Origin of the sequence: Arthrobacter sp. JUb115, from assembly GCF_004365035.1 — a bacterium.
In the GTDB taxonomy this organism is placed as follows: Bacteria; Actinomycetota; Actinomycetes; order Actinomycetales; family Micrococcaceae; genus Glutamicibacter.
Genome location: NZ_SOBS01000003.1, coordinates 152,712 through 172,629, shown reverse-complemented (window position 1 = coordinate 172,629; position 19,918 = coordinate 152,712). Strand labels below are relative to the sequence as shown.

At 61.0% G+C, this 19,918-nt stretch carries 20 protein-coding genes; 8 read left to right on the top strand and 12 right to left on the bottom strand.

Annotated elements, in window-relative coordinates; translation table 11 throughout:
* Positions 1-19: 19 nt before the first annotated feature.
* Entirely contained in the window at positions 20-736 is a 717-nt protein-coding gene (locus EDF61_RS06295; RefSeq protein ID WP_166650714.1) for a tyrosine-protein phosphatase, read from the bottom strand.
* A 140-nt stretch (positions 737-876) separates the two neighbouring features.
* Between EDF61_RS06295 and EDF61_RS06290 the strand changes: the two genes are divergently transcribed.
* On the top strand, positions 877-1,779 hold the full coding sequence (locus EDF61_RS06290; protein WP_133833589.1) for a serine protein kinase RIO: 903 nt from the start codon (positions 877-879) through the stop codon (positions 1,777-1,779).
* An 80-nt stretch (positions 1,780-1,859) separates the two neighbouring features.
* Here EDF61_RS06290 and EDF61_RS06285 read toward each other — a convergent pair whose 3' ends face one another.
* Entirely contained in the window at positions 1,860-2,474 is a 615-nt protein-coding gene (locus EDF61_RS06285; RefSeq protein WP_133833588.1) for an acetate uptake transporter, read from the bottom strand.
* 122 nt (positions 2,475-2,596) lie between these two features.
* Here EDF61_RS06285 and EDF61_RS06280 point away from each other — a divergent pair, with 122 nt between their 5' ends.
* The gene (locus EDF61_RS06280; RefSeq protein ID WP_133833587.1) at positions 2,597-3,454 is read left to right on the top strand and encodes a helix-turn-helix transcriptional regulator; all 858 of its coding nucleotides are present in this window, start codon (positions 2,597-2,599) and stop codon (positions 3,452-3,454) included.
* 58 nt (positions 3,455-3,512) lie between these two features.
* Here EDF61_RS06280 and EDF61_RS06275 read toward each other — a convergent pair whose 3' ends face one another.
* The 3 genes from EDF61_RS06275 to EDF61_RS06265 are packed head-to-tail and all read right to left on the bottom strand — an operon-like array spanning position 3,513 to position 6,408.
* A complete protein-coding gene (locus EDF61_RS06275; RefSeq protein ID WP_133833586.1) occupies positions 3,513-4,385 on the bottom strand; it encodes a 3-hydroxyacyl-CoA dehydrogenase family protein in 873 nt (290 codons plus the stop codon).
* 2 nt (positions 4,386-4,387) lie between these two features.
* A complete protein-coding gene (locus EDF61_RS06270) occupies positions 4,388-5,182 on the bottom strand; it encodes an enoyl-CoA hydratase/isomerase family protein (RefSeq protein WP_133833585.1) in 795 nt (264 codons plus the stop codon).
* 2 nt (positions 5,183-5,184) lie between these two features.
* Positions 5,185-6,408: a thiolase family protein gene (locus EDF61_RS06265; protein WP_105656942.1), complete on the bottom strand. Its 1,224-nt coding sequence runs from the start codon at positions 6,406-6,408 to the stop codon at positions 5,185-5,187.
* A gap of 336 nt (positions 6,409-6,744) precedes the next feature.
* Between EDF61_RS06265 and EDF61_RS06260 the strand changes: the two genes are divergently transcribed.
* Positions 6,745-8,172 carry an MFS transporter gene (locus tag EDF61_RS06260; RefSeq protein WP_133833584.1) on the top strand — a complete coding sequence of 476 codons (1,428 nt, stop codon included), beginning with the start codon at positions 6,745-6,747 and terminating at the stop codon, positions 8,170-8,172.
* Positions 8,173-8,244: 72 nt separating this feature from the next.
* Here EDF61_RS06260 and EDF61_RS06255 read toward each other — a convergent pair whose 3' ends face one another.
* Complete coding sequence (locus tag EDF61_RS06255; RefSeq protein WP_105656944.1) at positions 8,245-9,684, bottom strand: amino acid permease; 1,440 nt, start codon at positions 9,682-9,684, stop codon at positions 8,245-8,247.
* Positions 9,685-9,869: 185 nt separating this feature from the next.
* On the opposite strand from EDF61_RS06255, the gene EDF61_RS06250 reads away from it, so the two are divergent.
* The 3 genes from EDF61_RS06250 to EDF61_RS06240 all read left to right on the top strand — a co-directional run bounded on the left by EDF61_RS06250 (position 9,870) and on the right by EDF61_RS06240 (position 12,947).
* Entirely contained in the window at positions 9,870-10,832 is a 963-nt protein-coding gene (locus EDF61_RS06250) for a 1,4-dihydroxy-2-naphthoyl-CoA synthase (protein ID WP_181148809.1), read from the top strand.
* A gap of 27 nt (positions 10,833-10,859) precedes the next feature.
* Positions 10,860-11,987, top strand: coding sequence for an AMP-binding protein (locus EDF61_RS06245; protein WP_105656945.1), 1,128 nt, complete (start codon positions 10,860-10,862; stop codon positions 11,985-11,987).
* 75 nt (positions 11,988-12,062) lie between these two features.
* Positions 12,063-12,947, top strand: coding sequence for a 1,4-dihydroxy-2-naphthoate polyprenyltransferase (locus EDF61_RS06240; RefSeq protein ID WP_105656946.1), 885 nt, complete (start codon positions 12,063-12,065; stop codon positions 12,945-12,947).
* Positions 12,948-13,080: 133 nt separating this feature from the next.
* Here EDF61_RS06240 and EDF61_RS06235 read toward each other — a convergent pair whose 3' ends face one another.
* Complete coding sequence (locus EDF61_RS06235) at positions 13,081-13,371, bottom strand: DUF4229 domain-containing protein (RefSeq protein WP_105656947.1); 291 nt, start codon at positions 13,369-13,371, stop codon at positions 13,081-13,083.
* 53 nt (positions 13,372-13,424) lie between these two features.
* Here EDF61_RS06235 and EDF61_RS06230 point away from each other — a divergent pair, with 53 nt between their 5' ends.
* The gene (locus tag EDF61_RS06230) at positions 13,425-13,868 is read left to right on the top strand and encodes a PLD nuclease N-terminal domain-containing protein (protein WP_105656948.1); all 444 of its coding nucleotides are present in this window, start codon (positions 13,425-13,427) and stop codon (positions 13,866-13,868) included.
* A gap of 266 nt (positions 13,869-14,134) precedes the next feature.
* Here EDF61_RS06230 and ccsB read toward each other — a convergent pair whose 3' ends face one another.
* The 5 genes from ccsB to EDF61_RS06205 are packed head-to-tail and all read right to left on the bottom strand — an operon-like array spanning position 14,135 to position 18,876.
* Positions 14,135-15,199: a c-type cytochrome biogenesis protein CcsB gene (gene ccsB, locus EDF61_RS06225; protein WP_105656949.1), complete on the bottom strand. Its 1,065-nt coding sequence runs from the start codon at positions 15,197-15,199 to the stop codon at positions 14,135-14,137.
* Positions 15,192-16,820 (bottom strand): cytochrome c biogenesis protein ResB, encoded by a 1,629-nt coding sequence (resB, locus tag EDF61_RS06220; RefSeq protein WP_133833583.1) that lies wholly within the window; start codon positions 16,818-16,820, stop codon positions 15,192-15,194. Before resB ends, ccsB begins: the two co-directional genes overlap by 8 nt.
* Positions 16,820-17,575, bottom strand: a complete 756-nt coding sequence (locus EDF61_RS06215; RefSeq protein WP_105656951.1) for a cytochrome c biogenesis CcdA family protein — start codon at positions 17,573-17,575, stop codon at positions 16,820-16,822. The genes resB and EDF61_RS06215 overlap by 1 nt, the downstream gene beginning before the upstream one ends.
* An 8-nt stretch (positions 17,576-17,583) precedes the next feature.
* Complete coding sequence (locus EDF61_RS06210; RefSeq protein WP_332485937.1) at positions 17,584-18,177, bottom strand: TlpA family protein disulfide reductase; 594 nt, start codon at positions 18,175-18,177, stop codon at positions 17,584-17,586.
* Between the two features lie 36 nt (positions 18,178-18,213).
* Positions 18,214-18,876: a histidine phosphatase family protein gene (locus EDF61_RS06205; RefSeq protein ID WP_133833582.1), complete on the bottom strand. Its 663-nt coding sequence runs from the start codon at positions 18,874-18,876 to the stop codon at positions 18,214-18,216.
* Between the two features lie 173 nt (positions 18,877-19,049).
* Here EDF61_RS06205 and EDF61_RS06200 point away from each other — a divergent pair, with 173 nt between their 5' ends.
* Positions 19,050-19,826 carry an AI-2E family transporter gene (locus EDF61_RS06200; RefSeq protein WP_105656954.1) on the top strand — a complete coding sequence of 259 codons (777 nt, stop codon included), beginning with the start codon at positions 19,050-19,052 and terminating at the stop codon, positions 19,824-19,826.
* Positions 19,827-19,918 lie beyond the last annotated feature (92 nt).

The window sequence follows — 19,918 nt, the reverse complement described above, 5'->3', positions numbered from 1 at the left end:
GCCAGCGATCCCCTGGCTCTTAGCGTGCCAGCTGGCGCAGGCGCTCCACGGCGTTCTCGCTCATTCCCTGGTCCAGCAAATACCTCCGCGTGGACCCGAGCCACCTGAGGAAATTCTCCAGTTCGCCAGCTCGGCCATGAATGATTGCCCGCACTTGCTCTTCGCTGCGGTAGCTTTCGTACGGGTGCTTGCGAGGGGAAATGCGATGCCACTCATTGATCCCCCTGACCGCGAGTTCATCATGGAGCAGGATCTGGCCATCCAAGCCAGCCAGCTGAAGCAGCATTGTGGCTATCAATCCCGATCGGTCGCGTCCAGCCGAGCAGTGGACCACCGTGCCCTGATCCGCGGTCGCGAGGCTCTCGAACACCGCCCGCAGGTGGTCGCCGAATTCCTCGCAGACCAGCTGGTACATCCCGGTGTGATTCATGTACGGCACCGCCACCGACTCGAAACGTTCATTGCCTGGCGATTCCAGCGGCAGGTTCACCAGCTCGATCCCTGCGAGGCTTGCCGCGGGCACTGCTGGGTCATGCTCGCGACGGCGGATTTCATCCGGGTTGCGCAGGTCGATGACCCTATTGACGCCAGCAGCGTGCATTTGCTGCCAGCCCTCAGCCGTCAGCCACTCATGCCTGCCCATGCGGTAGAAGGCTCCGCAGATATGCCGCGCATTAACGGCTCCGCTCCAGTCCAGGTCCCCGGCTTGCTTGCGGTAGGTAAGGCTGTGGCTCATAAGCCTATTGCAACACATTGCCCGGCTGTTGTATTGTTCTAGTCATTGGCAAACGTCAATCAGTCTATTGAAGGAGGGGTAACGATGATTGCTTACCGCCTGAACAAGCCATTTCCCCCTTCTCCCAAGGACTACTTCCGATGCATTCTCCCGCTGGCCTCGAGGCCGCAAATTCGCCACTGATCGCCGCTGCCTCCACGGATGCCGATCAACAACTGAAATTCAGCAAGCACAAGCCGGTGTGGAACGACTCCGAGACCGGTGATCCGGCAAACGGCCAACGTTATTCGACATGGCCATTTATCGAGAAGGGCTTGCGCGGACCCAAACCGTATCCGCACTGGCTCATCGAAGAGGCCGCAGCCATCGACACCGAGCTGGGCATCTTGAAAACGGGCAAGGAAGGCGATGTCTTCCTGCTGGAACGTGCCACCGAAGATCGCAGCAGCCTGCTGGCAGCAAAGCGCTATCGTTCGCGCGAGCAAATGCAGTTCAGCCGCTCGCAGTCCTATAGCGACGGGCGCTCCGCACGGCGTTCGCGTGATAACCGCGCTATCCGCAACAACTCCACGTACGGCAAGCAGATCGCCGCTCTGCAGTGGGCCAATGCCGAATGGAGCTATTTGCTCCGTTGCTACGAGGCGGGCATACCTGTTCCCTACCCTGTGCAAATAGATGGCACCGAAATCCTCATGGAGTTCATTGCCGATCCAGACGATCCGCATGCGGCAGCGCCTCGCCTGCAGCAGCTCTCGCGCTTTGACCCGCGCCTTCCATCGCTATGGGACCAGCTCACCGGAGCACTGGAAAAATTTGCCGGGCTCGGCATCGCCCACGGAGACCTCTCCGCGTACAACATTCTTGTCTCCGGCGAAAGGCTGGTAGTAATCGATGTTCCGCAGTGCGTAGATCTGGCCGGCAACCCGAACGGCTTGGACTTCCTGCACCGTGATTGCGTGAACCTTTGCGATTGGTTCACTTCCAAGGGCTTGCCCAATGACCCCGATGAATTGTTCTCCTCGCTGATGAGCTACCTCTTCTGAAGACAGCCAGAACTGGGCGCGCCCGCGACGAATCCCGATGATTCGCCGCGGGCGCGCGCCTGCGACCAGCTTTCCGCCGCCTACTTCGCCCAGGTAGGCAGGACCTGGCGTCCCCAGGTGGCGTTCGTGACAATGGCAAAGGAGCCGTACCAAGCCAGGAATGCGGTAACCAGGCCCAACCAGCCTCCGAGTTCATGTATCAGCGTGCTGCCGGTGAAGGCACCGATAGTCAGGCAGATGAAGGCCGCGGTCAGCATGGTGAACACGGCAACCAGCACGCCATTGGTACGCAGGGCGGCGACCGTCATGTAGGCGGTGAAAATGGTCCACCCCAGAAGGAAGGCACCGAGGCCCGCCGGGCCCGCCGCCTGCGCTACCTCCGGGTTGGTTTCCAGCCACCAGAAGGCCATCCAGAATGCGCCATAGGAAGTGAACGCGGTGGCGCCGAAGACATTGCCTTTCGCGAATTCGATGACGCCAGCAATCAGCTGGACCAAGCCACCGTAGAATAGGGCAATCGCCAGGACGGCGGCGCCAGCTTCTGGAATGATCCCGGCGTTGGACAGGCTCAGCGCAAAGGTTGTCAGCGCAAAGGCGCCCAATCCCAGTGCCGCGGGGTCAGCCAGGCCCGGCTTGGCCGGTGCGGCTGGTGAGGCGATTCCAACGGGGTCTTCTCGGGTCAGCAGTGCGGTCATGGCGGATACTCCATCGTGTCAGCGTTCAGTTCAATCCAGGCAAGTGATGCCGATCACTTGCCTTTAGCAGGTATCCTAAATTGATGGTGAGTCGGATCACTACCATCTAAAGGAGGTAGCCGGTGACCACTGATTCTTCGCACGAAATAGCCCTTTTGGACCGCACGCTCAATACTTTGGCGGCACGCACCGGCCTGCCAGTTGCCTTTGGCGGTTTCGCCCGGTCCACGGGTACGAACCTGACTTGTTTCGCAGGAACCCGCACCGGTTCGCTGCGTGGCCTGGTGGTCAAGCCCGGTGAGGGCCTAGGCGGCTTGGCGCTATCGCGGCGTCAATTGGCTGCCACGGATTCGTACCATGAGACCCCGGAAATCATTCACAGCTATGACCGGGAAACTGGCGGCGAGGGAATACTGGCCTTGCTGGCAGTACCGGTCGTGGTTGACGACCAGGTGCGTGCGCTGATCTATGCCGGACTGCGAAACCGCCGGCAGCTGACCGATGGAATGCTGTCCGCCGCCGCAGCAGAGGCCCGCCGGCTCGCTTGGGAACTATCGGTCCATGAAGAGACCCAGAGGCGCATGGCGGTGCTCAGTGCCTACGAACCGCAGGCCGCGCACCCCTCAGAGATGGCATTGAGCCAAGAAGATTTCAATGCGCTCTACACCGAGCTGCGCGATATTGCGCGGATGGTGCAGGATCCGGAGCTCGCCGCACGGCTCAGCACGGCCAGCACGATGCTGCGCCCAGGGCAGGGGCCAGCGCCGCAGGCAATCGACGGCCCCTCGAACCTTTCGCCGAGTGAGCTGGATGTGCTTTGCCATCTGGCGCTGGGCAAGCGCAACGCCTTGATTGCGACGCATCTGGGATTAGCCGAAAGCACCGTCAAAAGCTATCCGGCCTCGGCCGTGCGAAAGCTGGGTGCCACGAATCGCTTTGATGTGGTGTTGCGCGCTCGCAGCCGGGGCCCGATCCCCTAGGCGGCCATTCCGGCGACCCCGGGCCCGGGCTACGGGCGTCGCAACTGGCTTCAGCCGTTTACCAGCTGTAGAAGCCCTGGCCGGTCTTGCGTCCGAGCTTGCCCTGGGCCACCAGGTCCTTGAGGATCTGCGGCGGAGCGAAACGCTCCCCCAGAGTCTCGTGCAGGTACTGGGCAATGCCCAGGCGCACATCCAAACCGACAATGTCGGTGGTCTTCAGCGGGCCGGTAGGGTGCTTGTATCCCAGGACCATCGCGTTATCGATGTCTTCGGCACTGGCTACGCCGTCCTCGACCATGCGCATGGCTTCCAGAGCGATAGCCACGCCCAAGCGGGAAGAAGCGAACCCGGGAGCGTCATTGACCACCACTGCGGTCTTGCCCAGTGCTTGAACCCATCCGCGCGATGCGTCCACCAGGGTCTTATCGGTCTGCTTGCCGATCACGACCTCGATCAGGGTGGAGGCGGGAACCGGGTTGAAGAAGTGCAAGCCCAGGAAGTTCGCGGGACGCTGCAATTCCTTGGCCAAGCCGCTGACCGACAGCGACGAGGTGTTCGAAGCGAGCACCGCCTCGGCGTTCAGCGCCTGCTCCACGGCCTGCAGGGAAGAAACCTTCAGGTCCCAGATTTCCGGAACGGCTTCAACCACCAGCTGCGCGCTGGCGAACTGCTCGTAGTCGGTACTGGTGGAGAAGCGGGACAAAAGCTCTTCGCGGCTTTCGCTGATCTGGCCACGGGCAATGGACTTGTCCACGGATCCGGCTACGCGCTCATAGGCCGCCTGCGCCGCCTCGTCGTCGCGTTCAACAACGAGAACGGTGCTGCCGCTGGTCAAGAAGGCGTGGGCGATGCCTGCACCCATGCGTCCGCCGCCGAGCACGCCCATCTGCTGCGGCAACGCTCCGGTGGTGAAGCTGGTTTGTGCACTCATGGTTACTTCTTCTTTCGATCTAGGAATGCTTGCATGCGGTCGAATTTGGCTTGGGACTCGAAAAGCATGCCCTGGGCCAAGGTATCGATCAACGGATGGACTTCGCGCGGAGCATGGAAGACGGACTTGGTGATGCGCACCGCCAGCGGATCCTGGGCTGCTATGCGATCTGCCAGTGCATCGGCGGCGGCATCCAGCTCGGCAGCCGGATGCAGTTCGGTCACCAGGTTGGCGGCCAGGCATTGCTCGCCGGTGAGCACCTTGCCAGCCAGCAGGATTTCCTTGGCCAGCGGCTCGCCGACCAGTTCCTTCAGCCGCCAGGTGGCGCCTGCGGCGGCCATGATGCCCAGATTCGTTTCCGGGTTGCCCATGCGCAGCTCGGGGGTGCCGATGCGGAAGTCCGCGGCGTAGGCCAGTTCAGCGCCCCCGCCCAGGGCGAAGCCGTCCAATGCCGCAACCACCGGCATCGGCAACTTGGCGATCCTGTCGAAGATGCCCGAGTTGATCCCGGCGAGCGCGTCATCCCGGCGGCGTTCGCGCAACTGGGAAATATCGGCTCCGGAAGCGAAGATGCCCTTGCGCCCCTTGGGATTCGCTTCGCTCGCTGCCTCTGCGGGGGTGCCAGCCATAATCAGGATCTTGGGATTCTTCTCCAGATAATCGCAGATGGTGTGCAGCTCGTCGACCATGGCCTGGTCAATGGCATTGCGGACCGCTGGGCGGTGCAGGCGCACCCAGAGGCGGTCATCGGTTTCCGTCAGCTTGAGGGTGGTGAACCCGCTGTTCAAATCGCCCACTTCTAGACGCCTTCCAGCAAGATCGCGGTGCCTTGGCCCACGCCAACGCACATGGTGGCAATGCCCAGCTTGCGCTGCTCGGAAGCCAGCTCCCGTTCCATGCGCCCCAGCAGGGTGATGACAATGCGGGAACCGCTGGAACCCAGCGGATGGCCCAGCGAGATGGCGCCGCCGTCGCGGTTGACGATTCCTGCATCGACCCCCAGCTCGCGCATGCTGGCCAGGGACTGGCTGGCGAAGGCTTCATTGATTTCCATGGCACCGATCTGGTCAATGCCCAGTCCCGCGCGTTCAAGTACCTTGCGGGTCGCCGGGACCGGTCCCATGCCCATGATTTCTGGTTCCAGGCCCGCGGCCTGCCCGTCGACGATTCGGGCGCGCGGCGCCAGTCCGTACTTCTTGATGGCCCGTTCGGAGACCACGAGGATTGCCGACGCTCCGTCGTTCAGCGTCGACGCATTGCCAGCAGTGACGACGCTTCCTCCCTTGACTACTGGGCGCAGGGCGGAAAGCACATCCATGGTGGTCCCTGGCCGTGGCCCCTCGTCGGTGTCCACGATGCTCTCTGCCTTGCGTCCCTTGACAGTGACCGGAACGATTTCATCGCGGAAATGCCCGGCCTCGATGGCGGCAATGGCCTTGGCGTGGGATTCGACGGCGAACTGGTCGCAATCCTCACGCGAGATGTTGTAGACGCGGGCGACTTCCTCGGCGGTTTCCGGCATCGAGAAGGTGGCTTTGCCATCGCGCGAGTACTGGCCGGAGAGGAATTGCGGGTTGGTGAAGCGCCAGCCGATGGAGGTGTCGAAGGTTGCTCCTGGCTTGGCGAAGGCCTTGGATGGCTTTTCCATCACCCAGGGGGCGCGCGACATGGATTCGGTGCCGCCGGCGATCACGATGTCCGCAGCTCCTGCCTTGATCATATGGCTGGCCATCGTAATGGCGCTCATGCCCGAGGCGCAGAGGCGGTTGACCGTGATGCCCGGGACGGTCACGGGCAGGCCGGCCAGCAGCGCAGCCATGCGGGCAACATTGCGGTTCTCTTCGCCCGCGCCGTTGGCGTTTCCGTAGATGACTTCATCAACGTCGGCCGGATCGATGCCCGCGTCTTCAATGACTCGGCGAATAGTCAGCGCTGCCAGGTCATCGGGGCGCACGGCACTGAGCGCACCTCCATAACGGCCTACCGGCGTGCGTGCTCCACCTACGAGAAATGCCTCGGTCATCTGTGCTCCTTATGCCAAAATGGTTAGTGACCCTCAACACCTAAACTTACCGACCATTCGTTCAATAATAAAGTCGCGGGTCGCCGGATTTTCACAATTGAGCATTTCAAGGCCGCCGAGACCACATGGCCGGGCCACGGGCCAACCCCCGTTCTGTCCGCAATTGCGGGCAATCAATTCCATGTCAGTGGTTGATTTTAGAAATTGATTCGAATAGCCTCTGGTATTTAACCGACTCCGGGGAACTCCCGGATCGTGGACCGCGGCCAAGGCGATGAATTCCTATCTGGCCTTAGGGCGATCGGTCGACGGAAAGCTGAAAACAACGGAGCAGCAATGCAACCGGAACATAGCCAGCCAAACGACAACTCGAATGCACATAATTTCACTCCCGACCTGGACCATGACATCGGGCCGGACATGAACACGCAAGAAGGCCGGCAAGAAGTTCGCAAGGCCACTGCGGCATCGGCCATGGGCAACATGACCGAGTGGTTCGACTACGGTGTCTATGCCGTGGCCGTCACCTACATCACCGCCCACTTCTTCCCCACCGAGGGCGGCACCTTCATGGCCTTGGCCACCTTCGCCCTCTCCTTCCTGGTCCGCCCGATTGGCGGCCTGGTCTGGGGCCCGCTGGGCGACAAGCTGGGCCGCAAGAAGATCCTGGCCTTGACCATCATCATGATGTCGCTGGCCACCTTCCTCATCGGCATCCTGCCAACCTTCGAAGCCATTGGCGTCGCCGCGCCAATCCTGCTGGTGCTGCTGCGCATGATCCAGGGCTTCTCCACCGGTGGCGAGTACGGCGGCGCGGCAACCTTCATGGCCGAGTATGCGCCGGATCGCAAACGCGGCTTCTTCGGTTCCTTCTTGGAATTCGGCACTTTGGGCGGTTTCGCCCTCGGCACCGCCGTGATGCTGGGCCTGCAGGTGGTGCTCAGCGAGGAGGCCATGATGGCTTACGGCTGGCGCATCCCATTCTTCCTCGCTTTGCCCATGGGCCTGATCGGCCTGTACCTGCGTAGCAGATTGGAGGACACGCCGGTCTTCCAGGAGATGGAAGAATCCGGCGAAGCCCAGCAGGGCGGGTCTCTCAAGGAACTGGTGTTCACCTACTGGCGCCCCATGCTGACCATGACCGGACTGGTCATTGCGCTGAACGTCGTGAACTACACGTTGCTCAGCTACATGCCGACGTACCTGGAAACCCAGTTGGGGCTGGACCCCAACGCTTCGCTGGCCACCATCCTGATCGGCGAGGTGGCCATGATGGCCGTAATTCCATTTGCGGGCTCGCTTTCGGACAAGGTCGGACGCAAGCCAATGTGGTACGCCTCAGTCATTGGCCTGTTCGTCTTGGCAGTACCGATGTTCTGGCTGATGGGCAAGTCCTTCGCCTGGGCCATTGTCGGCTTCGCCGTGCTGGGTCTGCTCTACATTCCGCAGTTGGCCACGATTACCGCGACGTTCCCGGCGATGTTCCCTTCGCAGGTGCGCTTCGCAGGATTCGCGATTACCTACAACATCGCTACGGCGGTCTTCGGCGGCACCGCCGCGATGGTCAATGAAGCGGCCATCAATGCCACCGGTTTCCTGCTCTTCCCGGCCATCTACATGATGGCAGCGTGCGTGATTGGTGCGATCGCCATCAAGTTCATGCCGGAGACCGCCGGCGCTTCGCTGCGCGGCACCGCGATTCCCGATGCCTTGGACACCGGCATCCTCGCTGCGGTGCAGCGCGATGAAAACCGAACGTCCTGAGCCATCCAGCCGCCAAGGGGGCGCATCAGTTGAACTGCTCCCTTTAGCGGCTGGCGCATAATCGCTGGCGGCCTAGAAATCAATGCCCGGCCGGGCGTGCTTGCGAGCAAAATGCCATCCGCCCCACAACAGCAAGGCGAACACCGGAATTGTGGCGATCGTGTACAGCCCCACCGGGAAGACCTCGCCGTTTTCCCCGGTCAAGGTATCGAAAGAAATCAGGACGGTGATAACCAGCAAGGAAATCAATCCGACCCAACCGGTAATGGGCGACCCGGGCATGGGCAGCGAGGAAACAGAGCCCTTTTTCTTGCGCAGCATGAGCTGGCATCCGAAAATCGAGGCCCAGGTGAACAGCACGCCGATGGATGCGGTATTCAAGGCAAGGTCGAAGGCGAAGGAATCTCCGAGCCAGATGTTCAGGATGACGCCGGCAAGATAGACCACGCCCACGGTGATAATGCCGGTCGAGGGAACAAAGTGCTTGTTCATCTTCGCGAGCCACTGCGGAGCATGCCCATTGCCGCTCATGGTGCGCAGGATGCGGCCGATGGAATACAGGCCCGAGTTGCACGAGGACAGCGCAGCGGTAATCACCACCAGGTTCATCGCGCTGCCAACCCAGCCCAGGCCCATCTTCTCGAAGACCGTGACAAACGGGCTGACCCCGGATTCGTATTCGTTCCATGGCAGCACCATGGCCAGCAGGGAGACGCTGCCTACGTAGAAGACCAGGATGCGAACGACCACCGCACGGATTGCCGATGGAACTTCCTTTTCCGGGTTCTCCATCTCGCCGGCGGCAATGCCCACCAGTTCAATGGCGTTATAGGCGAAGATCACCGAGTTCAGGACCAGGATGCTGACGAAGAAACCACGGGGGAACATTCCGCCCTCGCCGTTCTCATCGCCGATGAAGAGGTTGGCCACCGACGCGGTGTGGTCTCCCACCTGTGCGTTGGTCACCACCATGTATGTACCCACGGCCAGGAACAGGACGATCGCGGTCACCTTGATGCAAGCTGCCCAGAACTCGAATTCTGCGAAAGCCTTGGCGCTGAAGAGGTTGATGGCCACCAGCAGCAGCAACGCGCAGAACGCGGAAACGGTTACCGGAACATTCGGGAAGAAATACTGGAAGTACAGGCCGATGGCGATCAGCTCGGCAATGCCGGTCATGATCCAATTCAGCACGTACATCCATCCGGAGATGAAGGCGCCCTTGGGGCCGAAGAGCTCAGCCGCATACGAGACGAAGGAACCGGAAGTCTGGCGGTACATGATCAGTTCGCCCAGTGCCCGCATCAGCAGGTAGGCCAATGCGCCAGCTACCAGATAGGACAGCACCAGCGCCGGACCGGTCGAGGCCAGGCGCCCGCCGGAGCCCATGAACAGGCCCACACCGATGGCTCCGCCGATCGCGATCATCTGGACGTGGCGGCGGCTCAGGGATTTCTTGTAGCCCTCGGCACTGATTTCCGGGGTTGCCGGGCGATGCTGACCAGATGGCATAGATGAACTCCTGACCTACGGACGCGTTCAATGAATCCGTGCAAAAATCGTGAAATGAATCCGGTGATTCACTGGATGGTCCAAGCCGTACGGGCGGGGATTCCACGCGCAACCGCGAGTCGGGCCGTGAAAAGTCTACTCCTCCTTTCTTAGAGTTCCGGACGAAACCGACTAGCATTCATAGGGTGAGTAGCCTGAATAATTCCGCATTGCCCGAGAAGGTCTCCGATGTCTTCGATCCAACGCGCTGGCGCGTGGTCGAGGGATTCGACTTCACCGACATCACTTACCATCGCCAGGTCCAGCGAGCGGCGGATGGAAGCATCGTGCGCGACCTTCCGACCGTGCGCATCGCTTTCGACCGCCCCGAGGTGCGCAACGCCTTCCGCCCGCACACCGTGGACGAGCTGTTCCGCGCCATGGATCATGCCCGCATGACCAGCGACGTGGCCACTGTCCTGCTGACCGGCAATGGCCCCTCGGAAAAGGACGGCGGACACGCATTCTGCTCCGGCGGCGACCAGCGCATCCGTGGCCGTGACGGCTACCGCTATGCCGAAGGCGAGACCCGCGAATCCATCGACCCGGCGCGTGCCGGGCGCCTGCACATCCTGGAAGTCCAGCGCCTGATGCGCACCATGCCCAAGGTTGTCCTCTGCGTCGTCAACGGCTGGGCTGCCGGTGGCGGCCATTCGCTGCACGTGGTCTCGGATCTGACCATTGCCTCGAAGCAGAACGGCAAGTTCAAGCAGACCGACGCTACCGTCGGTTCCTTCGATGCCGGATACGGTTCGGCATTGCTCGCCCGCCAGGTCGGGCAGAAGACCGCCCGCGAAATCTTCTTCCTTGCCCGCGAGTACTCGGCCGATGACATGGTCCGCATGGGCGCCGTCAACGAGTCGGTAGAGCACGAACGCCTCGAAGAGGTGGCCCTGGAGTACGCAGCCGACATCGCCCGCCAGTCCCCGCAGGCCATCCGCATGCTGAAGTTCGCTTTCAACTTGGCCGATGACGGCTTGGCCGGCCAGCAGGTCTTCGCTGGCGAAGCCACCCGCATGGCGTACATGACTGATGAGGCAGTAGAAGGACGCGACGCGTTCCTGGGCAAGCGCGACCCGGATTGGTCCAACTACCCTTACTACTTCTAATCTTCCGCGACGGAACGAGGACCGGATATGGACAGACAACTCTCTGAACTGCTCGCAGCCTTGGCCACGGCGGCCAATGACGGGGGGCCGGCCGTTGAGGTATTGCTCGATGAGAGCAACCCCAACGGCTGGCGCATCGAGTACTTGGCACCACAGGACCTGCCAGGTTTCGAGCAGCCCATGGCAGTGGTGCGGACTTCCGGTTCCACCGGCCGGGCCAAGCGCACGGTGCTCAGCGTTTCGGCGTTGGCATCCAGTGCGCAGGCCACGGCCGAGTTCCTCGGCTTCGAAGGCCAGTGGCTGCTGGCCTTGCCGGTGCACTATGTCGCGGGACTGAGCGTGCTGACGCGTTCATTGTTCGCCGGCACCAAGCCCGTGGTGATGGACACCGAGGGCAGCTTCTCGGCCACGGCATTCACCGAAGCCGCCAATCAAATGATCGACTCCCGCCGGATCACCTCGCTGGTTCCAACCCAGCTTGCCCGGCTGCTGGATAACCCGGCGCCGGAAACCTTGCAGGCGCTGAAGCGTTTCGACGCCATCCTCTTGGGCGGCGCGCGAGCCAGCAAGGACCTGCTGGTTAGCGCCCGACACCATGGGCTGAAGATTTTCCAGACCTATGGGTCCTCGGAAACTTCCGGCGGCCTGGTCTACAACGGCACGGCCCTTCCCGGCGTGCAGCTGGCAGCGCATGAGGGGCGCATCTGGGTCGCCGGCCCCATGCTCGCCGACGGATACGCCAACTCCCCCGAAGCCACCGCCGAGCACTTCATTGAACGCGATGGTGTCCGCTGGTACGTCACCGATGACCTGGGCACCGTTGAAAAACAGCGCTTGAAGATCATTGGACGCATCGATGATGTGATCAATACCGGGGGCATCAAGCTTTCGGCATCGAAGATTGAAGGGCTGCTGGAAGAATTCTTCACGCAGGCAATCGTGGTCCCGGTGCCCGATCCGCAATGGGGCCACAGCGTTGGCCTGGCCTATGCGGGCCCGACCAATACCGCCGATGCCTTCGAAGCGGTGCGCCGGACCTTGGGCAAGGAAGCGGTGCCCAAGCACGTGCGCCACTACCCTCTTGGCTTGCCGCAGCTGCCTAATGGCAAGTTCAATCGACAACTGGTCATCGAAGAACTAGGCGTTCGCGACTAGTCTCGATTCGCCTTGCACGCCTAATCGCGGGAAACTAGAGGGTACGAGTTTCCGCTTGCCCTGAAAGGACAGAAAGTGGCCACACTTTCCCAGTGGGTTTCTGGGGCGCGTTTGCGCACCTTGCCTATCGTCATTGCCCCGGTTGTCATCGGTACCGCAGCCGCGCTGGGCGAAACTGGAACCGTTCATTGGTTCCGTTTCGTCTTGGCTCTGCTGGTGGGCCTGCTGCTCCAGGTCGGAGTGAACTACTCCAACGACTACTCGGACGGCATCCGAGGCACCGATGACGAACGCGTCGGCCCGCTGCGCCTGACCGGTTCCAAGCTCACCGAGCCGAAGAACGTGCGCAATGCCGCTTTCGGCTGCTTCGGGCTAGCCGCCATCTTCGGTCTGGTCCTGGTCATCATTTCTTCCTCGTGGCCGCTGCTGCTGGTAGGCGTCGCCGCGATCTTCGCCGCTTGGGGCTACACCGGCGGCAAGAACCCCTACGGCTACCGTGGCTTGGGCGATATTTACGTTTTCATCTTCTTCGGCTTGGTCGCCACCTTGGGTACCACCTTCACCCAGATCAACCAGCTGACCATGGCTTCGCTGTGGGGTGCCATCGGCACCGGCCTGATTGGCTGCGCCCTGCTGATGGCCAATAACGTGCGAGACATTCCTACCGATAAAGAGGTGGGAAAGATTACCTTGGCTGTGCGCCTTGGCGAACACAATGCCCGCTTGAGCTACGTGCTGATGCTGACGGTAGCCATCCTGCTCCCCTTGCTGGCCACCAGCGCCTTCCCGTGGATGTGGCTGATCCTGCTCACCTTCGTTCCTGCAGTGGCTCCATCGCTGCTGATGCTTCGCGAGCAGCAGCTGCCAAAGCTGGTGCTGGTGCTCAAGCAGACCGGCATGGTCAATGTCGTATATGCGGTGCTCTTCTCCTTGGCTATCGCCATCGAGGTTTTGGCCTAGCCACCGCTGCAGAAGGAAAAACGAGATGGGCTGGCCGGATCAATTGATCCGGCCAGCCCATCTCGTTAATTGTTCTGCCGGCCATGCGTGAATGGCTGGCTATGCAGTTCGAGGTGAACCTGCGTGGGGAAATTTACTCGGCGCCAGGGGTCTGCTTGCGCTGTGATTCGTCGAATTCATCCTCAACGGCTTCATCAGCTAGCTGCATCCTGGTCTTGTTTGCCGAGGTCTTGCTGAAAGCGTTGCGGATATCTTCGTTCGCCTTTAGCCGAAGTTTATTGAAGAAAAGGTAGGCCACCGCGAAGGCCACGACCAGGCCAATGATTCCGGAAACGAAGATTGGCCACTTCATACCTAACCAGAGGCCCAAGAAAACGGCTAGGAATATGCCTAGGCGGATAACGGTATATTTCACAAACTGCATAGTCTCAATTCTACCGGTGAACCTGTGAACAGGATTATCACTAGAATGGAAGCATGGTCCGCTTATTGATTTTCGCCGCAGTGGTTTCGGTTGCTTTGACGATTTATACCCTGATCGAATGCGCTCGTGCAGAGCGCCGCAGCATTCGTTCATTGCCTAAGCCTGCGTGGATTGCGGTCGTCATCCTCCTTCCGCTAATCGGAGCCGGTTTGTGGTTCCTCCTAGGTCGCCCTGTTGCGTCAAATGGCACCCCTGCGCAGAAGTCCATGGCTCCGGACGACGATGAGGATTTCCTGCGCCAGCTGGAGGTCTGGCGCCGCCAGCAACAGCGTGAAGCCGACTCGAAAGCGCGTGAGCAAGACCTCACTAAACGTGAAGACGTGCAGAAGGCCGATGGCGAGAAACCAGCCAAGCCTGAGGCCAAGGAACCGAAGCCAGGTGCAGAACGCAAGAACAAGCCAGAAGGCACCGACAGCTCTTCGTCTGAAACCGAATAACCCCCTAGTACTGCCGGGATCCCGGCAACCAGCCCAGCACGCGTGCCAGCGCCGCTGGGCTTTTTCATGCCTCGCGAGAACTTCGGGCATTCTTGCAGGCGGCCAGGGACGCGGGGCTTCCTCTACGGGCGCTGGAGGGGCGGACGGGGGGCAGGCGCCGGTCAGTGCCCCGCACTTGAGTACCAGGGCCCGCAACGAACGCTTAAAGTACTGCGAGCGGCCTCCCCGCTAAAGGGAAACCGCTCGCAGTGCTGGATTCTTAGGAACTAGACTCCGGCGTAGGAGTGCAGACCGTCGAAGAAGATATTCACGATGGTGAAGTTGAAGACCACGCACAGGAAACCGATGATCGACAACCAGGCCGAGCGTGGGCCCGTCCAGCCACCGGTGGCACGGGCGTGCAGGTAGCCTGCGTAGACAACCCAGATCACGAAGGACCAGACTTCCTTTGGATCCCAGCCCCAGTAGCGGCTCCAAGCGGCCTCAGCCCAGATCGCACCAGCGATGACAGTGAAGGTCCACATCACGAAGCCGATGGTGTTGATGCGGTAGGCGAAGTTCTCCAATGCGCCGGCACCTGGCACCACGCGCATGAAGGGCAGCTTGTCGTCCTGTCCAGCGGCCAGCCGGTTCATGCGAGCATGCTGTACCAGCTGCAGCACATTCATGGCGAAGCTGATGGCGAACAGTGCCGATGCCAGGACGGCGATGGAGACGTGAATGACGATCCATGGCGACTGCAGGGCAGGAACGAGGTGGCCAACCGGTGTCGGGAAGCCGATGGTGGCACCGCACAGCATCAAGGTGACCAGGCCGGAGATGAAGGATCCCATGAAGCGCAGGTCCTTGAAGATCAGCACCAGCAAGAAGACCAGAGCCACCAGGAATGCACCGGTGGACAGGAACTCGTACATGTTGCCCCAGGGCACTCGGTGCGCGGCTATCGCACGGGAAACCACGGCACCGCCGTGCAGGGCAGCGGCCAGCCACATCAGCACCACGGCAATGCGAGCCGTGGGGCGCTTGGCCGACAACTGCGTGTACTCCATCTTGTCGGTCACGATATGCTCGCCGACGTTGTCGGCACGCACAGCGGCACCCCGGCGCGAACGGGGCTTGGTGCCCACGGCGCCGCCGGCGCTAACCAGCAGTTCCTCGTCGCGCTTGAGCGCTTCGGAATCCATTTCGCTGATGGACTTGTTGGTCTTTGCCAGGTCCAAGGCGAAAATGATGAAGACCACTCCGTAGACCATGGCGGCCAGCAGCATGAACAACTGGCTGTATTCACCCAGCGTTTCATTGATTGGCGCTAATGCCCCAGCGTTATCCATTTACTGCTCCTTGGTTCTGCTCCTGGCTTGCCAATGGCCAAGCCTTGTCAAAGATCTTCTGTAGTTCTGCAGCTTCGCGTTCCAGACGCGGATCCTCGCCACGTGCCAGCAGTGCGTACTCGATACTACGCTTGCCGTTTTCTTGTTTCAGCTTCACCCAGACGCGGCGACGCGGGGTGAACAGCGAGACCGCAAGGCCGATCAGCGCCAGACCTGAGAAAATGCCGATTGGCAGCTTGCCCGGGTCATGATTGATGTCCAATGCAACGAAGCGCTTGAGGTCGTCAAAGGTAATCGAGCCCTTGCCGTCGGGCAGCTCGTAGGTCTGCCCCGCTTCGAGGATGATGCCGCCGGCATCCAAATCACGGCTGTTCAGCGGTTCCATCTTCTCCGTGTCCAGCACGAACACGTTTTGCGGGTTGCCGTCGTCAAGGCCCAGATCCCCGAAGTACGAGTTCAGGTGCAGCTGGGGGTTGATGGCGTTGGGATCGCCCGAGATGCCGAAGCCGTTCTCATCCACCAGTGCGGTTGGCAGCAAGAAGCCCTGGAAGCCCAGCTGCGATGGCTCGGCGTCCGGAACCTTCAGCACGAACATCGAGGTGTAGACCGAATCCTGCGGAATGGAAACCGCCGGGCCGGAATAGGAGACATTGCCGTTGCCATCCTTGACGGTGATCACCGGGGCGTAGCCATTGCCGACCAGGTACACGTCACCGCCGCTGATCCGCAGCGGATGGTTGACCTTCAGCTCCTGCTTCACTGGCTCGGCATCGGGCGATTCGCGCACCTTGACGTGGGCGGTGAAGTCCAGCGGCTGTCCGAAATGCGATTCGGATTCGCGGTCGAAGATGATGTCGAATTTGTCCAGCGTCACAGCAAAGGGCGGCAAATTATCGGCATTGAAGCCGGTGCCCGGGGTGAAGGAGTCGTAGGCCACCAGCGAATTCACGAAGGTCTCCCCCTCGACAACCACGCGCTGCCCGGTGTAGCCCAGGGCTCCGCCGATCGCGGCCGAAGCCAGTACGCCCATCAGCGAGATGTGGAAGAGCAGGTTGCCGATTTCGCGGGTATACCCGCGCTCTGCGGCAACCGAGGCCCCGGTGGCATCCTCGCGGCGCTCGACACGGTAGCCGCGCTTCTTCAGGATCCTGAACGAATCCTCGATGACCTGCTGGTCATCGGGCGTATCCGTCTCGCCTTCCAGAATTTCATGCGAGCTGTACTGGGGAAGTCGTTCCAGGCGCACCGGGGTCCTCGGCGGCGGGGTGCGCAAGGCTTTGGCGTGCTTCTTCACACGCGGGATGATGCAGCCAATCAGCGAGACGAACAGCAAGATGTAGATCGCGGAGAACCACACCGATGAATACACTTCGAACATCTGGAAGCGATCCAGCCATGGACCAGCGGTGGTGTGCTGTTCCAGGTACTGGGCTACAGATTCGGGGTTGGCGTCGCGTTGCGGGAAGATCGATCCCGGTACCGCAGCGACGGCGAGCAGCAACAGCAAGAACAAGGCTGTTGGCATCGATGTCAGCTGGGTCCAGATCCAACGCATGGAACCCATGAATCCCAGAGCAGGCGCGTCGCCAGTTCCCTTGGAATTCCGTTGTTGTTTCGCCATTAAATTGGCAACCTCACTTCATTGGCAAACCAGTTTTGCAGTTCTGCTACCCATGTTCCCCACAGACCGGTCACCATGACCAGTCCCAAGGCAATGAGTAGTACCCCGCCCAAACGCATGATGAAAACCTGGTGCTTGCGGAAGAACGCCAGCGCCTGCATGCCGCGCTGCAACCCCATTGCAATCAGGATGAAGGGCAAACCCAATCCGAGGCAATAGAACACAGTCAGGAGCGTTCCACGCCCTACGTTCGCGTCCACACCGGTGGACATGATCAGTACCGCACTCAAGGTGGGGCCGATGCACGGTGCCCACCCCAGGCCGAAGGTCAGCCCCAGAACCGGGGCACCCCACAGGCCTGCGGGCGGTTTCCTGTGGATCTTGCGGTCACGCTGCATCCAGGAGAAGCCGCCCATGAACACGATGCCCATGAAGACCACGACCAGGCCCAATGCCTGGGTGACCCAGGAGCCGTTGAACCTGAGCCACGCGGAGGCCTGGCTGAAAAGCACGCCCGCTGCGATGAAGACCACGGAGAATCCCAGGACAAAGAGCAGTACGCCGGAGACCACGCGGCCGCGCCGGTGCTCCTTCAGATCCGCACCAGTCAACCCGGTGACGTAACCGAGGTAGCCCGGCACCAGCGGCAGGACGCAAGGCGAAAGGAAGGAGACCAGCCCGGCCAGCAGTGCTACTGGGGCAGCCAGCAGCAACGACCCGTCCAGGACGATGTCGGCAAAGGGATTAGTGGTCACTGATCAGCTCACAACTCTTCGGTCAGAGCGGAGTCGATCAATGACTTCAGGGTGCCAGGCTCTACGGCACCGATCACGCGGGCACGGACACGGCCCTGGCGGTCCAGCACCAAGGTGGATGGAACCGCTTGCAACGGGACGTACTTGGTCATCGCCAGCTGGATGTCCCCGGAGGTATCCTGTACCGACTCATAGGGAATCTCGAAAGTGCGCTCGAAGGCCTTCGCCGCTTCGGCTTCATCGCGTACGTTGACGCCAATGAATTCGACTTTCTCGCCGAAGCCTTCAGCGATTTCCTTCAGATCCGGTGCCTCGATGCGGCACGGAGCGCAGGCGGCATACCAGAAGTTCATGACTACGGGCTTGCCCTGCCACTGCGTGAAGTCGATATCGGTGCCATGGTAGGTGGTGGCCTTGAGGGCAACCGGTTCGCTGCGCTTGGAAACTTCGTACTCTTCCACGGCGCCGTCGCCAGCGATGTAGTTCTTGCCGTCGCCGCTGTTTGCTTGCGCGGTCAGCGCATCTTCCTTGCCGCTGCAGGCAGCCAAGGGCACCACGGCGGCGGCAACCATGAGCGAACGCAACATGGTGCGGCGGCTCAAGTGGCGAGGATTAGGCACAGGATCTGTCATTTTGCTTTAGGCTCCAGGGATATTCGCCGCGCCGGCAAGCAGCTCGGGGCACGGTTCGGTGTAACGCACGGAGACCAATTCGTCTCCCTCAAAATCAAAGCTGGTGATGGAAGCCAGGGTGCACTCGCGCTGGCGCGGATCGTGCCACAGCGGCTTCTTCTCGGCGGCGCGGCGCGTAACCCAGATCGGCAGCTGGTGGCTGACGATAATGACTTCCGCTCCTTCGCCGTGCTCGGCGAGGGCGGCCTTGCGGTGCTCATCCATGGCCAGGCGCATGCGAGCAACCTGCTGGGCATATGGTTCGCCCCATGAAGGCTTCAGCGGGTTGACCAGCAGCGGCCAGTACTTCGGCTGACGCAGGTGCTCCGCAACCTTGGACAGCCCTTGCAGCTTGTTGCCGGCTTCGATAACCCGCTCGTCGGTGTGGACCTGCAGATCCAGAGCATTGGAGGTCGGCGCGGCTGTCTGCTGGGCTCGCAGGAGCGGTGAGGCCACCAGACGCACCACGTTGCCGCCTTCTGCTTGGCGCTTGGCAAAATATTCTCCTGCCCCATCGGCCATCTGGAATCCGAGTTCCGAGAGCCCGAAGCCGGGGATCCTGCCGTAGAGCATACGGTCAGGGTTGAAAACTTCCCCGTGGCGCAACAAATGGACGGTCGATAAAGGCATGCCTCCAGTGTCTCAAATATTCGGTGCAAATTAGCCATATTGTGGCCACCGTCAACTATTCACAGGACACGCATTGGAATCCCATATGGAAAAACCATCCTTTCGGAGGGGTTGCTCACAATCGACTGCCACTACGCTTAGTCAATAAGACAGTTCGACCAGAAGGACGCATCATGAGCGACAACGATCCTAACCAGCCGGGCCAGCCCTACAACCCGGGCCCTTCCGGCCAGGGTTCATCGCAGAACCCGTACGGCGAAAACCCCTACGGCCAGCAGCCCTCGCCGTACGGCCAGAACCCGTACGGCCAGAATCCGAATCCTTACGGGCAACCGCAGGCACCGGGCTACGACCAGTATGCCCAGCAGGGAGGTTACGCCGGCGTGCAGCCGCCGACCGAGCGGCCACGGACCTTGGCTATCGCCTTTGGCTTGATCATGCTCGCGGGCATCTTCAGTGCCCTCGCCAGCTGGCTGATGACCAACTCCAACATGATGGCCAACATGATTGGCCAGCAGTGGTCGCTGGTGCAAGAAGAGTTCCAGAACCAGATGCAGAGCACCCCGGGCATGGAGCAGGATCCACTGGTTGAACAGATGATGGCAAGCCCTGAGGCCTTCATGGCCCAGGTTAATTCCATGATGTCGACCTTCGTGATTATCTCCATGATCATCACCTTGGCCCTGTATTTCCTGGTGGGCTTCTTCGTTGGCCGCGGCGTGGGCGCCATGCGAATTATCGCCACGATCCTCGGTGCGCTTTCACTGCTGAATCTGGTGACTATCGTTCCAATGATCAGCATGTTCGCTGACACTCAAGCCGGAATTATCAACGCTGTCTACGTTGTGGGCATCTTGTTGGGCATTGCAGGCGTGGTCTTCGCCTGGTTGCGCCCTTCTTCGCAATACATTGCGCAGCGCCGCCAGGCTCGCCTGGCCGGCTTCCGCTAAACGCATGGCCGAGCCTCTTCGCGAGGCCCTGCAGGGACAATAAAGGCGTAGCCGCTCCATCCACCCAAGGGATGACGCGGCTACGCCTTTTC

Bases quoted from the DNA above. Each gene is read 5' to 3' on its own strand.
- EDF61_RS06275 (WP_133833586.1), bottom strand. From the start codon at position 4,385: ATGAGTGCACAAACCAGCTTCACCACCGGAGCGTTGCCGCAGCAGATG.
- EDF61_RS06245 (WP_105656945.1), top strand. From the start codon at position 10,860: ATGGACAGACAACTCTCTGAACTGCTCGCAGCCTTGGCCACGGCGGCC.
- EDF61_RS06205 (WP_133833582.1), bottom strand. From the start codon at position 18,876: ATGCCTTTATCGACCGTCCATTTGTTGCGCCACGGGGAAGTTTTCAAC.
- EDF61_RS06295 (WP_166650714.1), bottom strand. From the start codon at position 736: ATGAGCCACAGCCTTACCTACCGCAAGCAAGCCGGGGACCTGGACTGG.
- EDF61_RS06290 (WP_133833589.1), top strand. From the start codon at position 877: ATGCATTCTCCCGCTGGCCTCGAGGCCGCAAATTCGCCACTGATCGCC.
- EDF61_RS06260 (WP_133833584.1), top strand. From the start codon at position 6,745: ATGCAACCGGAACATAGCCAGCCAAACGACAACTCGAATGCACATAAT.
- EDF61_RS06265 (WP_105656942.1), bottom strand. From the start codon at position 6,408: ATGACCGAGGCATTTCTCGTAGGTGGAGCACGCACGCCGGTAGGCCGT.
- ccsB (WP_105656949.1), bottom strand. From the start codon at position 15,199: ATGGATAACGCTGGGGCATTAGCGCCAATCAATGAAACGCTGGGTGAA.
- EDF61_RS06235 (WP_105656947.1), bottom strand. From the start codon at position 13,371: ATGCAGTTTGTGAAATATACCGTTATCCGCCTAGGCATATTCCTAGCC.
- resB (WP_133833583.1), bottom strand. From the start codon at position 16,820: ATGGCGAAACAACAACGGAATTCCAAGGGAACTGGCGACGCGCCTGCT.
- EDF61_RS06200 (WP_105656954.1), top strand. From the start codon at position 19,050: ATGAGCGACAACGATCCTAACCAGCCGGGCCAGCCCTACAACCCGGGC.
- EDF61_RS06230 (WP_105656948.1), top strand. From the start codon at position 13,425: ATGGTCCGCTTATTGATTTTCGCCGCAGTGGTTTCGGTTGCTTTGACG.
- EDF61_RS06255 (WP_105656944.1), bottom strand. From the start codon at position 9,684: ATGCCATCTGGTCAGCATCGCCCGGCAACCCCGGAAATCAGTGCCGAG.
- EDF61_RS06285 (WP_133833588.1), bottom strand. From the start codon at position 2,474: ATGACCGCACTGCTGACCCGAGAAGACCCCGTTGGAATCGCCTCACCA.